The organism is Allokutzneria albata (assembly GCF_900103775.1).
Classification (GTDB): Bacteria; Actinomycetota; Actinomycetes; order Mycobacteriales; family Pseudonocardiaceae; genus Allokutzneria; species Allokutzneria albata.
The window spans coordinates 8,206,583-8,223,096 of sequence record NZ_LT629701.1 but is presented as its reverse complement, the minus strand read 5'-3'; the positions used below and the strand labels follow the sequence as shown (position 1 = coordinate 8,223,096).

General features: G+C 71.8%; 16 protein-coding genes. 9 read left to right on the top strand and 7 right to left on the bottom strand.

All coding sequences use genetic code 11. The features are described 5' to 3' along the window. Nucleotides 1-62 precede the first annotated feature (62 nt). The 5 genes from BLT28_RS37780 (at nucleotide 63) to BLT28_RS37760 (ending at nucleotide 7,031) form a co-directional block, all read left to right on the top strand. On the top strand, nucleotides 63-2,168 hold the full coding sequence (locus tag BLT28_RS37780) for a HelD family protein (protein WP_030428369.1): 2,106 nt from the start codon (nucleotides 63-65) through the stop codon (nucleotides 2,166-2,168). Nucleotides 2,169-2,296: 128 nt separating this feature from the next. Next, entirely contained in the window at nucleotides 2,297-3,511 is a 1,215-nt protein-coding gene (locus tag BLT28_RS37775; RefSeq protein ID WP_162184811.1) for a glycosyltransferase 87 family protein, read from the top strand. A 44-nt stretch (nucleotides 3,512-3,555) separates the two neighbouring features. Then, nucleotides 3,556-4,758, top strand: coding sequence for a glycosyltransferase 87 family protein (locus BLT28_RS37770; protein ID WP_172806549.1), 1,203 nt, complete (start codon nucleotides 3,556-3,558; stop codon nucleotides 4,756-4,758). Continuing rightward, complete coding sequence (locus BLT28_RS37765) at nucleotides 4,751-5,935, top strand: glycosyltransferase 87 family protein (RefSeq protein ID WP_052407070.1); 1,185 nt, start codon at nucleotides 4,751-4,753, stop codon at nucleotides 5,933-5,935. The genes BLT28_RS37770 and BLT28_RS37765 overlap by 8 nt, the downstream gene beginning before the upstream one ends. Further along, nucleotides 5,928-7,031: a glycosyltransferase 87 family protein gene (locus BLT28_RS37760; RefSeq protein ID WP_083383826.1), complete on the top strand. Its 1,104-nt coding sequence runs from the start codon at nucleotides 5,928-5,930 to the stop codon at nucleotides 7,029-7,031. The genes BLT28_RS37765 and BLT28_RS37760 overlap by 8 nt, the downstream gene beginning before the upstream one ends. Here the strand turns inward: BLT28_RS37760 and BLT28_RS37755 are convergent. Together BLT28_RS37755 and BLT28_RS37750 are read right to left on the bottom strand one after the other, a co-directional pair. Continuing rightward, nucleotides 6,997-7,389: a PPOX class F420-dependent oxidoreductase gene (locus BLT28_RS37755; RefSeq protein ID WP_030428376.1), complete on the bottom strand. Its 393-nt coding sequence runs from the start codon at nucleotides 7,387-7,389 to the stop codon at nucleotides 6,997-6,999. The genes BLT28_RS37760 and BLT28_RS37755 overlap by 35 nt on opposite strands. Then, entirely contained in the window at nucleotides 7,386-7,865 is a 480-nt protein-coding gene (locus tag BLT28_RS37750) for a vitamin K epoxide reductase family protein (protein WP_063766535.1), read from the bottom strand. Before BLT28_RS37750 ends, BLT28_RS37755 begins: the two co-directional genes overlap by 4 nt. A gap of 460 nt (nucleotides 7,866-8,325) precedes the next feature. Here BLT28_RS37750 and BLT28_RS37745 point away from each other — a divergent pair, with 460 nt between their 5' ends. Then, a complete protein-coding gene (locus BLT28_RS37745; RefSeq protein WP_156050691.1) occupies nucleotides 8,326-8,532 on the top strand; it encodes a hypothetical protein in 207 nt (68 codons plus the stop codon). After that, nucleotides 8,529-9,443, top strand: coding sequence for an NAD-dependent epimerase/dehydratase family protein (locus BLT28_RS37740; RefSeq protein WP_030428379.1), 915 nt, complete (start codon nucleotides 8,529-8,531; stop codon nucleotides 9,441-9,443). Before BLT28_RS37745 ends, BLT28_RS37740 begins: the two co-directional genes overlap by 4 nt. 102 nt (nucleotides 9,444-9,545) lie before the next feature. On the opposite strand, the gene BLT28_RS37735 is transcribed toward BLT28_RS37740, so the two are convergent. The 4 genes from BLT28_RS37735 to BLT28_RS37720 are packed head-to-tail and all read right to left on the bottom strand — an operon-like array spanning nucleotide 9,546 to nucleotide 11,266. Next, nucleotides 9,546-9,956, bottom strand: coding sequence for a VOC family protein (locus BLT28_RS37735; protein WP_030428380.1), 411 nt, complete (start codon nucleotides 9,954-9,956; stop codon nucleotides 9,546-9,548). 10 nt (nucleotides 9,957-9,966) lie between these two features. Next, nucleotides 9,967-10,356 (bottom strand): helix-turn-helix domain-containing protein, encoded by a 390-nt coding sequence (locus BLT28_RS37730; protein ID WP_081900184.1) that lies wholly within the window; start codon nucleotides 10,354-10,356, stop codon nucleotides 9,967-9,969. Between the two features lie 29 nt (nucleotides 10,357-10,385). After that, nucleotides 10,386-11,006, bottom strand: a complete 621-nt coding sequence (locus BLT28_RS37725) for an HAD family hydrolase (protein WP_030428382.1) — start codon at nucleotides 11,004-11,006, stop codon at nucleotides 10,386-10,388. Continuing rightward, entirely contained in the window at nucleotides 11,003-11,266 is a 264-nt protein-coding gene (locus BLT28_RS37720) for a SemiSWEET family sugar transporter (RefSeq protein WP_030428383.1), read from the bottom strand. Before BLT28_RS37720 ends, BLT28_RS37725 begins: the two co-directional genes overlap by 4 nt. A gap of 61 nt (nucleotides 11,267-11,327) precedes the next feature. Between BLT28_RS37720 and BLT28_RS37715 the strand changes: the two genes are divergently transcribed. Next, the gene (locus BLT28_RS37715; protein WP_197683932.1) at nucleotides 11,328-12,503 is read left to right on the top strand and encodes an ROK family transcriptional regulator; all 1,176 of its coding nucleotides are present in this window, start codon (nucleotides 11,328-11,330) and stop codon (nucleotides 12,501-12,503) included. Here the strand turns inward: BLT28_RS37715 and BLT28_RS37710 are convergent. After that, nucleotides 12,500-13,240, bottom strand: coding sequence for an MBL fold metallo-hydrolase (locus BLT28_RS37710; RefSeq protein WP_030428385.1), 741 nt, complete (start codon nucleotides 13,238-13,240; stop codon nucleotides 12,500-12,502). The two genes, BLT28_RS37715 and BLT28_RS37710, sit on opposite strands and share 4 nt — an antisense overlap. A gap of 162 nt (nucleotides 13,241-13,402) precedes the next feature. On the opposite strand from BLT28_RS37710, the gene BLT28_RS37705 reads away from it, so the two are divergent. After that, nucleotides 13,403-16,429: an ATP-binding protein gene (locus BLT28_RS37705; RefSeq protein WP_162184813.1), complete on the top strand. Its 3,027-nt coding sequence runs from the start codon at nucleotides 13,403-13,405 to the stop codon at nucleotides 16,427-16,429. Nucleotides 16,430-16,514 lie beyond the last annotated feature (85 nt).

The following is a 16,514-nucleotide window of genomic DNA, read 5'->3' as shown; positions in this document are numbered from 1 at the left end:
CGCCGCACGGACATGAAGACCTCTAAAGTTGTTCGACTTCACGAAACTTTGGGGAGCGGTGCGTGCAGGGAGTCTCGATCAGGCAGGCGGAGATCGCGGCGGAGCAGCAGTACGTCGACAAGGTCTACGCGCGCCTGCTGGTGATGCGCGAAGAGGCGAAGGCGATGATCGCCGCCGCGCACGAACGCGGGCTGGAGCGGCTGCCCGCGGCGCTGGTCGAGCGGGACGCGATGGTCTACCACGCGACGCGCCAGCTGAAGTCGCTGGAGGCGGAGTACGAGGGCCTGGTCTTCGGCAGGCTGGACCAGGCGAGCGGGGAGATCTTCTACATCGGCAGGCTCGGCGTGCGCGACGCCGACTTCGACACGATGGTGATCGACTGGCGCGCGCCGGTGGCCGCCGCCTTCTACCAGGCGACCGCCGAGCAGCCGATGGACGTGGTGCGCAGGCGGGTGATCCGCTGCTCCGGCGGCAAGGTGCTGCACGTCGACGACGAGCTGCTGACCCCGGACGCGGTGCCGGAGGGGCTGACCGTGGTCGGCGACGGCGCGCTGATGGCGACGCTGGCCAGGGCGCGCGGGCCGATGATGCGCGACATCGTCGGCACCATCCAGCGCGAGCAGGACGACGCGATCCGCGCGCCCGCCGAGGGCATCACCGAGATCACCGGCGGCCCCGGGACCGGCAAGACCGCGGTCGCGCTGCACCGCGCCGCCTACCTGATGTACCGCAACCGCCGCAGGTTCAACAGCGGTGTGCTGGTGGTCGGGCCGTCGCCGGTGTTCATGAACTACATCTCCCGCGTGCTGCCGTCGCTCGGCGAGGACACGGTGGAGCTGCGCGCGCTCGGCGAGGTGCTGGACGGGGTCAAGGCCACGCGCACCGATCCCGCCGAGGTCGCGGTGGCCAAGGGCTCGCTGCGGATGCGCAAGGTGCTGCTCAACATCATGAAGGAGGCGCCGCCCGGGGCCCCGTCGGAACTGCGGATCGTCTACTCCGGACAGGTGCTGAAGCTGGAGGCGCACGAGCTGACCAAGGTCCGCAAGGCCGTGCACAGCCGCAGGGTGCAGCCCAACCAGGCGCGCAAGGTGGCCGCCGACGCGTTGCTGGAAGCGTTGTGGCAGAAGGCTTCCTCGTATTCGGACAACAGGTTCGACCGCAAGAACTTCGTGGTGGACATCGCCGACCGCAACGAGTTCACCGACTTCGTGGCCGCGTGGTGGCCGCCGGTGCTGCCGACGCAGGTGCTGGGCTGGCTCGGCGACCGGGAGCGGCTGCGCAAGGCGGCCAAGCGCAACCTCTCCCCCGCCGAGGTCGAGGCTGTCGCGGCGACCTGGGCCGATCAGGACGCGGGCTGGTCGGTCGCGGACGTGGCCGTGCTCGACGAGCTGCGGGTGCTGCTCGGTGACCCGCCGAAGCAGCGCAGGGCCGCCGACGAGCTGGACGAGTTCGACATGATCGCGCACGAGGTGACCAGCTGGCACCAGCGCGAGCAGGGGCAGCAGCAGCTGGGCCGCGCCGACCACTACGACCACTACTCGCACGTGATCGTCGACGAGGCGCAGGACCTCTCGCCGATGCAGTGGCGGATGCTGGGCCGCCGCGGCAAGTACGCGAGCTGGACCATCGTGGGCGACCCGGTGCAGAGCTCGTGGCCGGACGCGGCCGAGGCGGCCGACGCCAAGGAACGCGCGCTGGGCAAGGTGAAGCGGCGGCGCCGGTTCCTGTTGCGCACCAACTACCGCAACAGCTCGGAGATCTTCGAGCTGGCCGCGGACGTGGTGCGCGATGTGGTCGACCCCGACGATCTGCCGACCGCCGTGCGGTCCACCGGGCTGGAGCCGGAGCTGCGGACCGTGCCCGATGTGCCCAACCAGACGGTGGCGGCGGCCAAGGAGCTGCTGGACCAGGTGGACGGCACGGTCGGGGTGATCGGCACGATGGCGCGGCGCGCCGAGCTGACGTCCTGGGTGGCCGACCTCGGGGAGCGCGTGCAGGCGGTGGGCAGCCTGGAGGCCAAGGGCATGGAGTACGACGCGGTCGTGCTCGTCGAGCCCGCCGAGCTGATCGCCGAGTCGCCGACCGGGTTGCGCGCGCTGTACGTGGCGTTGACCAGGGCGACGCAGCGGCTGACCGTGGTCGCCTCCGACAACTCCTGGCGCGAGTAGTCCTCACGTTCGCCGGGCGTCCGCACGCGCGTGGACGCGGCTGCCGCCTCGGCGTTGCGTCGATTCGAAGCTGCACGTTTCGGATTTCCCCGCACAACTCCGCGGGGGGTCCCGGTGTCTTGTCCGACGTGAGCACGATTGAAGGACTTCTCCGGAGACCGTTCGTCGCGGTGGCGGGCATCGGCATCGCCCTCGCCCTCGCGCTGTGGCAGGTCGCGTTCGCGCCGATCGTCGACCTCGACGTCTGCCGCGCGGGCGGTGAGGCGTGGCTGGCCGGGCGGGGCCTGTTCGACGCGGAGTTCCCGCCGCGGCCGCTCGCCTACCCGCTGCCGTTCATCTACCCCCCGATCTCGGCGGTGCTGTTCAGCGGTTTCACGCTGCTGTCGCTGCAGGCGCTGGGCTACCTGATGACCGCGGCGACGGTGCTCGCGATGCTGGCCGCCTGCGTGGTCACCGCGCGCCGCTGCGGACTGGACCGCGCGGCCGGGCTGGGCCTGGGCGCCGCGGTGTGCGCGGTGATGGTCTACGCCGAGCCGGTGCGCAGCACGGTCGACCTCGGGCAGGTCAACGTGCTGCTGATGACCTTGGTGGTGCTCGACTGCCTGATGCCGCGCACGCCGTGGCCGCGTGGCCTGCTGATCGGCATCGCGGCCGGGATCAAGCTCACCCCGCTGATCTTCGTGCTGTACTTCCTCGCCTCCGGGCGCGCGCGGGTCGCGGTCACCATCGTCGCCACGTTCGCGGGCAGCGTGGTGCTCGGCTTCCTGCTCGACGCGCGGAACTCCTTGCAGTACTGGGGTTCCACGGTCTTCAAGCTCGACACCATGGTCGGAACGGGGTTCGTGACGAACCAGTCCATCCGCGGTGTGCTGGCGCGTTTCGGGCTCGACAAGGCCGCGAGCTTCCCGTTCTGGGCGATCGGCGTCGTGCTCGTGCTCGCGGCGACGTGGTTCACGGTGCGGCGCCTGCTTTCGACGGGGGCCGAACTCCAGGCGATGCTCGTGATCGCGACCGCATCCCTGCTGTGCTCGCCGATCTCGTGGAGCAACCACTGGGTGTGGGTGGCTGTCGCGGGGACCGGGCTCGCCGCCGCCCTGGTGCGCGCGCCGAGGTGGGGCCTGCTCGCTCCTGGCCTGGTGGTGGCCGTGTTCTTCGTCGGCCCGCACGCGCACGTACCGGGTGGCGGCCGCGAGGAGACGTGGACGCTCGGCCAGTGGTTCGTCGGCAACGCGTTCTTCCTGACGGCCGTGACCGCGCTCGCGGTGCTGGCCGTGCGCGCGGCGCGGAGCCGGACGACGGCGGTGGCCTCGGCGGCTCCCCGGTACGCTGAGCTGTCCAGTTGAGCGGTGATCGTGGAGTGGGTCGGGACCTCGTGAGTGTTAGCCCGGTGGGGGCCGTCGCGCCGAGCCGCAGGACTCTGATCTCCATCGCCGCGCTGGCCGCGCTCACCTTCGCGTTGGCCCTCCTGGTCACCTCGTGGGTGTCGTTCATCGATCTCCGGGTGTACCGGGAGGGCGGCGACGCCGTGCTGCGCGGGCTGAACCTCTACTCCGGCGACTTCCCCTACTCCGACACGAAGTTCCGGCTCCCGTTCACCTACCCGCCGTTCGCCGCGGTGCTGTTCGGGCCGCTGGCCACGCTGTCCTGGTCGGCGGCGGTGGTGGCGACGCTGCTGGTCGGCAGCGCGGCGCTGATCGCGACGACCTCGATCACCGCGCGCGGCTTCCACCCGAACTGGGCGAGCGCCGTGCGAGTGGGCGCCGGGTTCGCCGCGGTCTGCGTGCTGGCCGAGCCGATCCGCGCCACCCTCGGCTACGGCCAGATCAACCTGGTGCTGATGCTGCTCGTCGTCGCCGACTGCCTGCTCCCCCGCACCCCGTGGCCGCGCGGACTGCTGATCGGCATCGCCGCCGCGATCAAGCTCACCCCGGCGTCGTTCCTGCTGTTCTTCCTCGTCCGGATGCAGTGGAAGCCGATCCTGTCGGCCATGGCCGGTTTCGCCGCCGCGGGCGGGATCGGCTGGCTGGTCGCGCCGGAGGACTCGCTGAAGTACTGGACGACCCTGCTGCTGGAGCCCGGCCGCATCGGCAGCGCCGCCTTCGCCGACAACCAGTCGCTGCGCGGCGCGCTGATGCGCTTCGGGCTGACCGAGGCCGACGCGTCGCGGTGGTGGATGGTGATCGTTCCCGTCGTGGTGGCCGGCGCGGGCTTCGCGTGCTGGCGGCTGCGCGCGGCCGGGCGGGACCTGCCCGCGCTGCTCGTGGTCGCGGCGGCCGGGCTGATCTGCTCGCCGGTGTCGTGGACCCACCACTGGGTGTGGATCGCCCCCGCCACGGTGGGCGCGGTGATCGCGATCCGGCGCTCGTCGCGGCCCCGCCCGTTGATCGCTCTGGCCGCCGTGCCGCTGACGTTGTTCTTCGTCGGCGCCCACCTGCTGCTGCGGCGGGGCGGCGAGCTGGAGCTGCAGTGGACGTGGCCGGAGCACCTGCTCGGCAACGCGTACCTGATCACGGCGTTCGCGGTGGTGATCGCGGGCGTGGTCTTCGGGATCCGTCGCCGCTCCCCGCAACCGGATCTCCCCCATGGCTGACGCCACTCCCCGCGACGGTGACGCACCGAACGAGTCATTCAGTGCGTCGGTCGATCGGCGTGCGGTGGTGTGGGCGGCGGTGGGGCTCGGGTGCACGGTGCTCGCCGCGTTGCTGGTGATGGCCGGAGACGGCTTGGTCGATCTTCAGGTGTACCGCGCGGGCGGGGACGCGGTGCTGCGCGGACTTCCGCTGTACGGACCGGATTTCCCTTACACCACACCGGCTCTGTTCGATCTGCCGTTCACCTACCCACCGTTCGCGGCGTTGCTGTTCACCCCGTTCGGACTGTTGTCGTGGCCCGCCTCGATGGTGGTGATGACCGTGGTCGGCGCGCTCGCCCTGTGCGCGGCGTGCGTGATCACGGCGAGGGTGTACCTGCCGCCGGCGAAGGCGCTGCCGGTGGGAGCGGGGCTCGCGGTGGCGTGCGTGTTCCTGGAACCGATGCGCGCCAACATCACTTTCGGGCAGATCAACCTGGTGCTGATGCTGCTCGTCGTCGCCGACTGCCTGCTCCCGCGCACGCCCTGGCCGCGCGGACTGCTGATCGGCATCGCGGCGGCGGTCAAGCTCACCCCGGCCGCCTTCGTGCTGTTCTTCTTGGTGCGCAAGCAGTGGAAGCCGATCCTCGCTGCGATCGGCGGCTTCTTCGGCGCGACAGCGGCGGCATTCGCAATCCTGCCCAGCACGTCGCTGCAGTACTGGACCTTCACCGTCTTCAGCACGGAACGCATCGGCTCGGTGATCTACGGGGACAACCAGTCACTGCGCGGATTGCACGCGCGCATGCAGCTGTCCTGGTACTGGTTGCCGATCGCGGTTGTGCTCGTCATCGCCGCGACCTGGTTCATCGCGTACCACCTCCGGGATCGGCCTCTGCCCTCGCTGCTCGTCGTCGCGACGGGCGCGCTGCTGGCGTCTCCGGTGTCGTGGGAGCACCACTGGTCCTGGGTGGCGCCCGCCCTGGTCGGCCTGGCGATTCACGGCTGGCGGAGCCGGAACTGGTGGGGAGCCTTGGTGCTGCTGCCGTTCGCGTTCGGCCTGTACCGCTTTGCCAGGCGGGGCGGCGGCGTTGAGACGCACTGGACCATCGCGGAGCGAGTGATCGGGGAGGCCTACGTCTACACCGGACTCGCCGTGCTGGTCGCGTTCCTGGCGTCGAGGAGACTGCGTGCTTAGGTGGATCGGTCTCACGGCGCTGGTGGCGATCGCGGTGACCTGGGGCAGGACCGCGATCGACCTGGAGGTCTACCGCGCTGCCGGAGCCGCGCTGCTGCACGGGCAGGACCTCTACGACGCGAGCTTCCAGGCGACGTCGAACCTGCCTTTCGTCTACCCACCGTTCGCGGCACTGCCGTTCAGCCTCTTCGCGTTGCTACCGCTGAAAATCGTGCCTGTCGTGATGACCGTGATCAGCGCGGCGGCTCTGGTGACGACGTGCGTGATCGTGGCGCGGCGCTACCAGGCTCCCGTGCTCGTGGGCGGCGCGGTCGCGGCGGCCAGCGTGCTCCTCGAACCGCTGATGACGAACTTCCTGTTCGGCCAGATCAATCTGGTGCTGGTGCTGCTCGTCGTCGCCGACTGCCTGCTCCCCCGCACCCCGTGGCCGCGCGGACTGCTGATCGGCATCGCCGCCGCGATCAAGCTCACCCCGGCGTCGTTCCTGCTGTTCTTCTTGGTGCGCAAGCAACGGAAGCCGATTCTCGTGGCACTGGGCGGCTTCGTCGGGGCGGGCCTGCTGACCTTGGCGGTGACGCCGGGCAACTCCATCCGCTACTGGACCGACGTGCTGTTCCAGCCGGACCGGATCACCGTGCCGTCGTGGGGCGACAACCAGTCCCTGCGCGGCATGCTCGCACGCCTGGGCACCCCGGACTGGTTGTGGCTGCTCATGGTCGTGCTCGTGATCGCGGTGGCGTGGCTGAGCGTGCACCGCCTGCGCGCGCGGGGCGACGACGTGGCGGCGCTGCTGGTGATCGCGGTGGCGAGCTTGCTGGTCTCGCCGGTGTCGTGGGGGCACCACTGGTCGTGGATCGCCCCCGCACTGGTTGCCGCGGTGATCATCTTGTGGCGCTTGAAGAACCGGTGGCTGTGGGCGGTGTTCGCGGTCGCGCTCGTCCCGTTCGCGCTCGGCCCGCACCGCTTCCTTCCCCGCGCTGCGGCCGAACAGCTCGGCTGGACACCGCTGGACCACCTCGTCGGCAACTGCTACGTGGTGATCGGCCTGGTGCTGCTCGGGCTCACGCTACGCGGCCGAGCACCTTCGTCGGCGTGATGCGGACGACCACCCGGACCGCTCCGGGAGCGTCGGCGCCCGCGGCCTTCCCGTCGTACTTCCAGGACAGCGCGTCGTCGAGTTCCCGCCCGCCCTCCTCGGAGATCGTCGCGGTGCCACGGACCTCCACGTAGACCTCCGGGTCCGCGCGATCGGAGACGACCACGGTCACCCTCGGGTCGCGGCGCATGTTCCGCTCCTTGCGCCGACCGGCGACGGTGGAGAACAGCAGGTCGTCCCCGTCCCGGCCGACCCACATCATCGACGCCTGGGGCGAGCCGTCGGGGTTGAGCGTGCAGAGCACGGCGTAGTTCGGGCGGTCCAGGAAGGCACGGACGGCCGGGCTGAGCGCGGTCACTCCGCGACCCGCCGGCTGGTCTCGCCGAGGACGGTGACCACGAACAGCGCGATCGTCAGGATGTGCACGACGGTGCACCACTCGCAGATCACGTGCAGCACCAGCAGCTCCACCGCGACCAGGTAGGCCACGAAGACGATGCCGACGCCGACGCCGGCGAAGCGCGCCAGGCGGACGCGCTGGTCCGGGGACCGCCACAAGGCGGGCAGGTTCAGCACGCACATGGCCACGAAGAAGGCCACGCCGAGCACGGCGACGGGGATGCCGAAGACCACTGACTGCGGGCTGGAGGTGACCCGCGCGCAGTCGATCACCGCGTTCGTCGAGCACACCAGGACCTTCTGGTCGGTGTAGTGCGACAGCGTCATATACGCCGACACCGCCAGGCCGAGCACGGAGAGCACCAGCGCGGTCACCGGGACCCAGCGTCGCCCCAGCCCGCCCGGCGCCGTCGTCGTCTCGATCTCTCCGGCCATCGTCGGTCCCCTCTCGTTACCTGCCGACAAACATACCGCCCCCTTGGAGCGTGACCGGAAAGCATTGAACGAACTGAACGAGCCGTTCGGAAGAATTCCTTCCCAGCATTCGTCCTGTTCACCACCGAGAACAGGAAGTTGTACCGGCAATCAGTTCACCATTGGTCGCCCATCTGATTCGGCCAACCGCAGCACACGGCGGGCCACACCGTGAACGCTGTCACTCTCCTGGACTATTTTCTCGGCATCCGCCGCACTTGTACCGTTCCCCTCGCTCGCCCCTGCAGGGGTGTAAGCGCTGGTCAAGCCGCTCATCGCCGAGCGAACTCACGCCGCCGGCCATCGGGAGATGAACCTCGGCAGCTCATACGGACTGCCTTTGTCGGCGATCCGCCACCACGGACACACCTCGAACTTCACCCTGCACGAATTCGGACGCATCCGCGAAATGGGGAGATTCGTGACCGCACTCCGATCGATTCGGCACGCCGTGGGTGCTGTCCTCGGCTCCGCCCTGGTGCAGGCCGACCACGGGCGGCGCCACTCCGTTCACCGGCTCAACGCCTTGGTCCATCCGACCGAGGCGACCGGGTTCGCCGCTCCGGGCCACGCGGGTCCCCTCGAAGGCGAGGACATCCGGGCGACGCTGTTGAGAGGATCGCAGTGACCCGCATCCTGTTGCTCGGCGCGACCGGTTTCCTGGGCAGCCACGTGCACAACGTGCTCTTCCGCGAGCCCGGGGTCGACGTCGTCACCGTCGCGCGCTCGGCACTGTCGGAATCCCCGGGCCACGTGCCCTTCGACCTCGGCCTCGCCGACGTGGGCGCGCTGCGCGGGCTGATCACCGCCGCCGCGCCCGACGTGGTGATCAACTGCGTCGGCGCTGCCGGTGGTTCCGTCACCGCGCTCGCCGAGTCCAATGTGGAGCTTCCGGCCCGGATCGTCCGCGCGCTGCTGGAGTGCCCGAAGCCACCGCGATTGGTGCACCTCGGTTCCGCGGCGGAGTACGGCCGAGGTGAGATCGGTGTCCCGGTCACCGAGGACACCCCGCCCGCCCCGGTGGGCGCGTACGGGCTGAGCAAGCTCGCGGGCACCCGCGCGGTCGGCCTCGGGCGAGCGGCGGGCCTGGACACCGTGGTGCTGCGGGTGTTCAACCCGATCGGCCCCGGCTCGCCCACGTCCGGGCTGGCCGGGCGGGCGGCCGCGGAGATCATCCGAGCCCGCCGCCAGTACGACGGGATCCGGCTCGGCCCGCTGGACGTGATCCGCGACTTCGTCGACGCCAGGGACGTGGCGAGAGCGGTCTTCGCGGCGGCGACGACGCCGTCGGACGCGGAGATCCTCAACGTCGGCAGCGGGGTCGGCACCCCGGCGGAGGGACTGGTCGCCGAGCTGGCCCGGATCGCCGGGCACACCGGCCCGGTCAGCCAGGAGGACCGCGGCCCCGAGCGGCCGGCCGACGTGCCGTGGCAGCGCGCCGACGTCTCCGAGATCGGCCGGGTCCTCGGCTGGCGGCCGGAGCACGACCTGACCGACTCGCTCACCGCGCTGTGGCGGGAGGTGGCGTGTCACGCCTGAGCCGCCCTGTCCCCGAAGTCCTCGGGGACAGGGGCGCGTCCCTGGTTCGCGTGGCGGTGCGGGGAACAGCGGGCGAGGTGATCAGCGCCGACCTCGCCGGGGTCAGGAGAACAGCTGGGCGAACCTGAGCCGGTTGCCGAAGGGGTCGCGCAGGCCGCAGTCGATGCCGTACGGGCGCTCGGTCGGCTTGTCGTAGAACTCGACACCCCTGGACACCAGGGTCTCGTAGGTCTTGTGGCAGTCGTCGGTGCTGAAGAACAGCGAGCCGCCCATGACGCCCTTGGCGAGCAGCTCGCGGACCTGCTCGGCGGTGGCCTCGTCCATCGACGGCGGGCCCGGGCGCTCCAGCAGGATCTCCCGGCTCTTGTCGCCGGGCACGTTGACGGTCAGCCAGCGCATGAAGCCCAGGTCCGCGTCGGTGTGCACCTCCAGTTCGAGCTTGCCGACGTAGAAGTCCAGTGCCTCGTCCTGGTCGGTGACGAAGATCTGCGAGTGCGTGATGGCTGTGAACATGGCGGCAACGCTAGTTCGGCTCCGCGCCCCGGGCTTCTCCAAAACTGCTCGGTCTCATCCAGGCCATCGCGAAGCAGTTCGGCACCGCCGGGAGCGGCCCGCGCGCCCGGTAGGCCGACGGCGACTCCCCGACGATGTCGCGGAAGGTCCTGCTGAACGTGCCGAGGCTGCCGAAGCCGACCTGGAAGCAGATCTCGGTGACGCTGAGCTCGGTCGAGCGGAGCAGGAACATCGACCGCTCCACCCGGCGCCGTTGCAGGTAGCGGTGGGGTGTCTCGCCGAAGGTGGCGCGGAAGGTGCGGATGAAGTGCGCCTCGGAGACGTGCGCGAGCGCGGCCAGCGCCGGGATGTCCAGCGGTTCGGCGTAGGCGCGGTCCATCGCGTCCTTGGCGCGCAGCATCCGCCGGTTGGACTCCTCGACCGCGCGACTCACCGCGCAAGCACACCACGCAGCAGTTCGGCCAGCTCACCGAGGTGCTCGATCGGCACGTCGCTGGGCACCCCGCGCAGCCCGGCGACGCGCATCCCGGCCGCGCGTCCGGACTCGACACCCGCGACGGCGTCCTCCACGGCGAGGCAGTGCCCGGGCGCGACGCCCAGCAGGTGCGCGGCGCGCAGGAACCCATCGGGGTGCGGTTTGCCGTGCGTGACGTCCTCGCGGGTGACCACCAGGGGCGCGCCGATCCCCGCGGCGCTCAGCCTGATCCCGGCGAGCTTGCGGTCGGCACTGGTCACCACCGCCCAGGGCAGGCCGAGCTCGGCGACGGCGGCCAGCACCTCGGGGGTCCCCCGGGCGGGCAGGACGCCGGTCAGGTCGGCGTACTCCAGCTCCAGCTGCCCGCGCGCGTCGGCGGCGATCCGCTCTTCGGTCCACTGTGGACGGAAATGGCGGATGACCTCGGCAGCGGGCAGGCCCGGGCAGATCCGCAGCAGTTCGGCGTGGTCGACGCCGTTGCGGTCGGCCCACACCTTCCAGGAGCGCGCGACGGCGCCCTCGGAGTCCACCAGCGTGCCGTCCATGTCGAACAGCACCGCGCGCACGTCCTTCACGCGGCAACCTCCCTGCGGCGCTCGGTCAGCTTCAGCCCGATCAGGAACAGCAGGAAGCACAGCGTCGCCACGTTGGCCGCGATCACCGCCGCGTCCGCCTGCCACACCCCGTAGACCGCCCAGAGCGCTACCCCGGCGGAAATGACGATCAGGTAGAGCCACGAGAAGTCCTTCGTCGACCGCGTCCGCCACGAGCGAAGCAGCTGCGGAACCCAGCAAGCGGTGGTCAGGACACCGGCGAGAAACCCGATCGCGGTCATGCGCTCTCCTTTTGTTCGTATCGCGAGCATAATGGTCCGCATGGGCTGCGACAATCCCCGCGTGCACACTTCGGCGCGGCCGGGCCGGGCCGCGGCCCTGCGGATGGAGGGCCAGCTGCACGTGCTGCGCGAGTTCCACGCCGGGCGGATCGCGACCAGGGCGGAGCTGACCACGCGCCTCGGCCTGTCCCGCGCGTCGGCGTTGGAGATCACCGCGCGGCTGCGCGACGCGGCACTGGTCCACGAGGAGGCCGCCCCGCCGGACGGCAAGCGCGGCCGCCCCACGACCCGGCTGCTCCCCCACCCCGAGGGCCCGCTGGTCTGCGCGGTGGACATCGCGCACGAGGCGTGGACGGTCGCCGTGGTCGAGCTGGGTGGCGCGGTCCTGGCCAGGACGACCGGGCAGATCTCCGACCGCCACGCGGACTCCGTGCTGACCGCGTTGCGGCGCGCGGTGGCCGCGCAGCTCGACACGTGGGGGCAGCGGGTGCGAGCCGTGCCGGTGTCGGCGCCGGGCACGGTCCGCGGCACCCGCGTCGTCCAGGCCAGCAACCTGCGGTGGCGCGATGTCGACCTCGCCGTGCTCACCGATCTCCCCGTGCTCGGCGGCAACAACGCCACCCTCTCCGGCCTGGCCGAGTCCCGCCGGGGTGCCGCGGCGGACGCGGACGTCGCGCTGCACCTCAAGATCGACGTGGGGGTCGGCGGCATCCTCGTGGTCAACGGGGCGCCGATGACCGGGGCCACCGGTGGCGGCGGAGAGTTCGGCCACCTGCCCTTCGGCGATCCGCGCCGGAGGTGCCTGTGCGGCGCCTACGGCTGTTGGGACACCGAGGTCGACGGCCGTGCCCTCGCGCGGCTGGCCTGGCAGGAGGACGCGGCCGAACCTCGCGCCGCCGCCGAGCGCGTGCTCAGCGCGGCCCGGGACGGCGATGCAGCCGCGGTGGGCGCCGTGGACGAGGTGGCGCGCGCGTTCGGGCGCGGTGTCGGCGGACTGGTGAACGCACTCGACCCGCGACTCGTCACGGTTTCCGGCGTGGCAACCGATCTGCTGGCCGCCGCCCCCGAGGCGTTCGGCACCGCCTACCGCACGGGCCTGATCGCCTACCAGCGCAGCTCGGTGCCGCCCGTGCGCGCCTCCGCCCTCGGCGGGGACGGCAGCATCATCGGCGCCGCCGAGACCGGCTTCGACCACGTGCTGACCGAGTCCGGCATCACCGCCTGGCGCGCCCGCTAGAGTTCGATCATCAGTCCGCCGGTCGCCACGCGGACCTCCCCGGAGTACCCGCCCCGGGCGACCGCGACCGCCTCGCCCGGGTCCACCCCGGGCCACAGGTGCGTCAGCAGCAGCCGCCGCGCCCCGCCCCGGGCCGCGTAGGCAGCCGCCTGGCGGGCGCTCGACAGGTACTGCGCCGACTCCGGGGGAACGCGGTCCGGGTAGCTGGCCTCGGCGAGGAAGGCGTCCGCTCCCCCGGCCAGCTCGACGAGCGCGTCCGTCGGACCGGTGTCGCCGGTGTAGGCCAGGGTGCGCCCGTCCGCCGTCAGGCGCACGCCCGCGTTGGGCACCCAGTGCGGCAGCAGGATGCTGTCCACTTGGAACGGTCCTACGTCGAAACTGTCACCCGCTTCGAAATCCTTGGAAGTAAAGGACTTTGCCATTCGCGGTCCGCTGTCCAGGGCGAGCACGTGGTCGACGGATCCGGGCAGCGCGTACAGCGGCAGCGGCGGAGCGGGCTCCTCGGCGAGGATCCTGGCGCGCAGCAACGGGTTCAGGTCCGCGCAGTGGTCCGGGTGACCGTGGCTGACCAGGACGGCGTCCACCTGGGACGCCTCCACCAGCTCCAGCAGGCGGGGCAGGACGGCGTAGCCGGGGTCGACCAGCAGGCGGAAACCCTCGTGCTCCAAGAGGTATCCGCTGCACGCCTGACCGGCGGCGGGCCACGCGCCGCATCCTCCGAGCACCGTCAGTCGCACGGCGCCAGCCTAGGTTCCCGAGGGCCCGCGTGGGTTGCGAGTGGACAACGGCACACCATTCGCCCACAACGGAAAGGTCCGTCCGGTTTCGCCGAAGCCCTGGGCGAAAGCGGCCCGGCTTCCCTAGCGTCCCTCCGACAACAAGGCTCATGGGTGGGGTTCGTGGCGGATCAGCTCCGATTCGGCGTGCTCGGTCCGCTGACCGTCTGGGCGGGCGGCCGGCCGCACACCCCCGGGGGCGCCGGACAGGCGAACCTGCTGGGGGCGTTGCTGCTCGCCGACGGCAGGCCGGTGAGCGGGAGCAGGCTGGCCGAGTGGCTGTGGGACGGCCACCCGCCCGAGCAGGAGCGCAAGACCCTCCAGGTCGCGGTCTCCCGGCTGCGCGGCTGGTTGCGCGGGATCGGCGCGGACGTCGCGGTGGAGCTGGCCGAGGGCGGTTACGTGCTCCGGCTGCCGCCGAGGGGCAGCGACATCGGCGAGTTCCGCGCGCTGGTGGAGGTCGACCCGCCCGGTGAGTCCTATCTCGACCAGCTCGACCGCCTCGAACGCGCGTTGCGGCTGTGGCGGGGGCCGCTGCTGGCCGGGCTGACCGCGCCGACGCACGCCGCCCCCGCGGCGCTCGCGGTCGAGCGGGCACGGGTGGAGGCGGCGACGACCCTCGCCGAGATCGCCATCCGGTGCGGGGAGCCCAAGCGCGCGGTGCCGCTGCTGGAGACCCTCGCCGACGAGCGGGTCTACGACGAGCACGTGCACGCGTGCCTGGCGCTCGCCTACTGCGCGGGCGACGATCAGGTCAGCGCGCTGCGCACGATCGAACGGGTGCGGACCAGGCTCGTCGAGGACCTCGGCGTCTCGCCCGGCCGGACGCTGCGGGACGCGCACGCGCAGATCCTGGCCTCGCAGCAGGGACCGATGCGCGAGCGGCAGCGCTGGTGGGGCCCGCGCCCGCGCTCCGGCCAGCTCATCGGGCGCGCCGAGGAACAGCGGGCACTGGCCGCCGAGCTGACCGAGCACCGGCTCGTCACCGTGACCGGGCCCGGCGGCTGCGGCAAGACGAGCCTGGCCATGAACGTCGCCGAGCACGCCGACCGGCCGGGCGGGACCGCGATCGCCGAGCTGGCGCCGCTGCAGGACGGCAACGCGATCATCCTCGCCCTGGGGTCGCTGACCGGCGTGACCGGTGACGGCGTGCACGGGGTCTTCGCCGGGCTGGTCTCCTGGGTCGCCGACCGCGAACTGCTGCTGGTGCTGGACAACTGCGAGCACCTGGCCGAACCCTGCGCCGCACTGGTGGAACGGCTGCTGGCGTGGTGCCCGCGGTTGACCGTGCTGACCACCGCGCGCCAGCCGCTCGGCCTGCCCGCGGAGCGCGTGTTCGCACTCGGCCCGCTCCCCGCGCCCGCCTCCGGCCGCTTCGACGCGGACAACCCGGCGATCGTGCTCTTCCGCGCCAGGGCCGGGACCGCACTGCCGTCCGGTCCTGACGCCGAGGCTGACGTGGCGACCATCTGCCACCACCTCGACGGCCTGCCCCTCGCCCTGGAGCTGGCCGCGGCGCGGGTGCCGTCGCTGGGCCTGCGGCAGTTGCGGGAACGGCTCGAAGGTGGCCTGGACCTGTTGACCAGGGCTGCGGGGGAACCGCGGCACCGGACCATGGAACGCGCGGTCGGCTGGTCGTTCCGGTTGCTGACCGAGCAGAAGCAGCTGCTGCTGGCGCGGCTGTCGGTCTTCCGGGGCGAGTTCGGGCTCTCGGACGTGGAGTCGGTGTGCGGCGGCGCCCCGCTGGACGGGCTGGACTTCGCGGCGCGGCTGGCCGATCTCGTGGAGCGGTCGCTGGTGCAGGCGTTGCCGCGGCAGCGCTACCGGCTGCTGACCGTGGTCCGCGAGTTCGCCGAGGCGCGGCTGGCCGAGTACGGCGAGACCGTGCTCGTGCGGGATCGGCACGCGCAGCGGTGGACGTCGCGGGCGCGGGAGCTGGACGCGCTGCCGTCCTACGGGGACCGGCTCGCCGGGGTGCGGGCGATGGGGCGCGAGGTCGCCGATCTCGACTCGGCCCTGGCGCACGTGCAGAGGCGCGGCCGCAACGCCCAGTCCAACGAGCTGGTGGCGAAGCTGTTCGAGTTCTGGCACGTGCACGGCTCCTACATCGCCAACGGCCAGGCGCAGCTGGACCGCGCGCTGCGCACGATCTGGGACAGCGACCCCGAGGTGCGCAGCCTGCTGCGGTTCCAGGAGGCGCAGCTGGCCCGGCTGCGCGAGGACTACGTCTCGGCGGTGTCGATCATGGCGTCGGCGCGGCGCGAGCTGGCCGCTCACCGCCCTCGCGAGCACCGGATCGCGTTGATCTTCGAGATGAGCTGCCTGCGGTTCCTGCTCGATCCCGCCGCCGTGCACGGGACCCCGCGCATGCTGGAGCAGATCGCGTCGCTGGAGACCGGCTCGGGTGACGACGTGGCGACCTCGCTGACCGCGGGCGGCGGCGTGTACGCGACGTGGGGCCGCTACGAGGAGGCGGCCGAGCTGTGCAGGCGGTACGAGGTGCACCGGGTGGAGCGCGGCCTGCGGATCTCCACCGCGCAGTTGGCGCTGCGGACCGAGGTTGCCTTGGGGCGCAAGGACATTCAGGCCGCGGAGAGCTGGTGCGAGCGGCTGGCCGAACGGCTCGGGCCGACCGGCGGGCCGTTGGAGCAGGAGCCCGCGCGCCGGGCGATCGGCACCACGCTGCTGGCCAAGGACCCCGCGAGCGCGGTGGACTTCCTCGACGACAGCGTGCGCCAGCTGCGCCGCCTGTTCCCGAGGTCGCTGTCGCGGGTCGTGCGGCTGCAATCGTTGTCCGCTGAGGCTTTGCGGCGCACCGGGCAGCCGTTGCGGGCGCGCGAGGTGCTGTCGGACGCGCTCGCGTCGGCCATCGGGCGCTCGCACTTCCGGTTCGGCATGGCCGCTGCGCTGCAGGCCGCCGTGGTCGCGGCGGAACTGGACGATCCGGCGGCGAAGATCCTGGCGGCCGCGTGGGACGGCGTGCGGACGCGGCTCGGCCTGCCCGCGCCGATCGGGGTGGCCCACGTGGTCCGCGATGTGCTCGGCATCGACCCGGCGCCCTCGACGCCGCAGTTCCTGCCGTGGCCGGAGCAGGAGCTACGGGAGGTCGTCCACCAGGCCTACCTGTGGACCGTCGGCCTCGGCCCCTGACTCGCGCGGGGCGGGCACACCGGTGACGTAGCAGGACGCGGAACCGAAGTGGCGGCGGCAGTCGCTCATCACCCGAGGATCACCG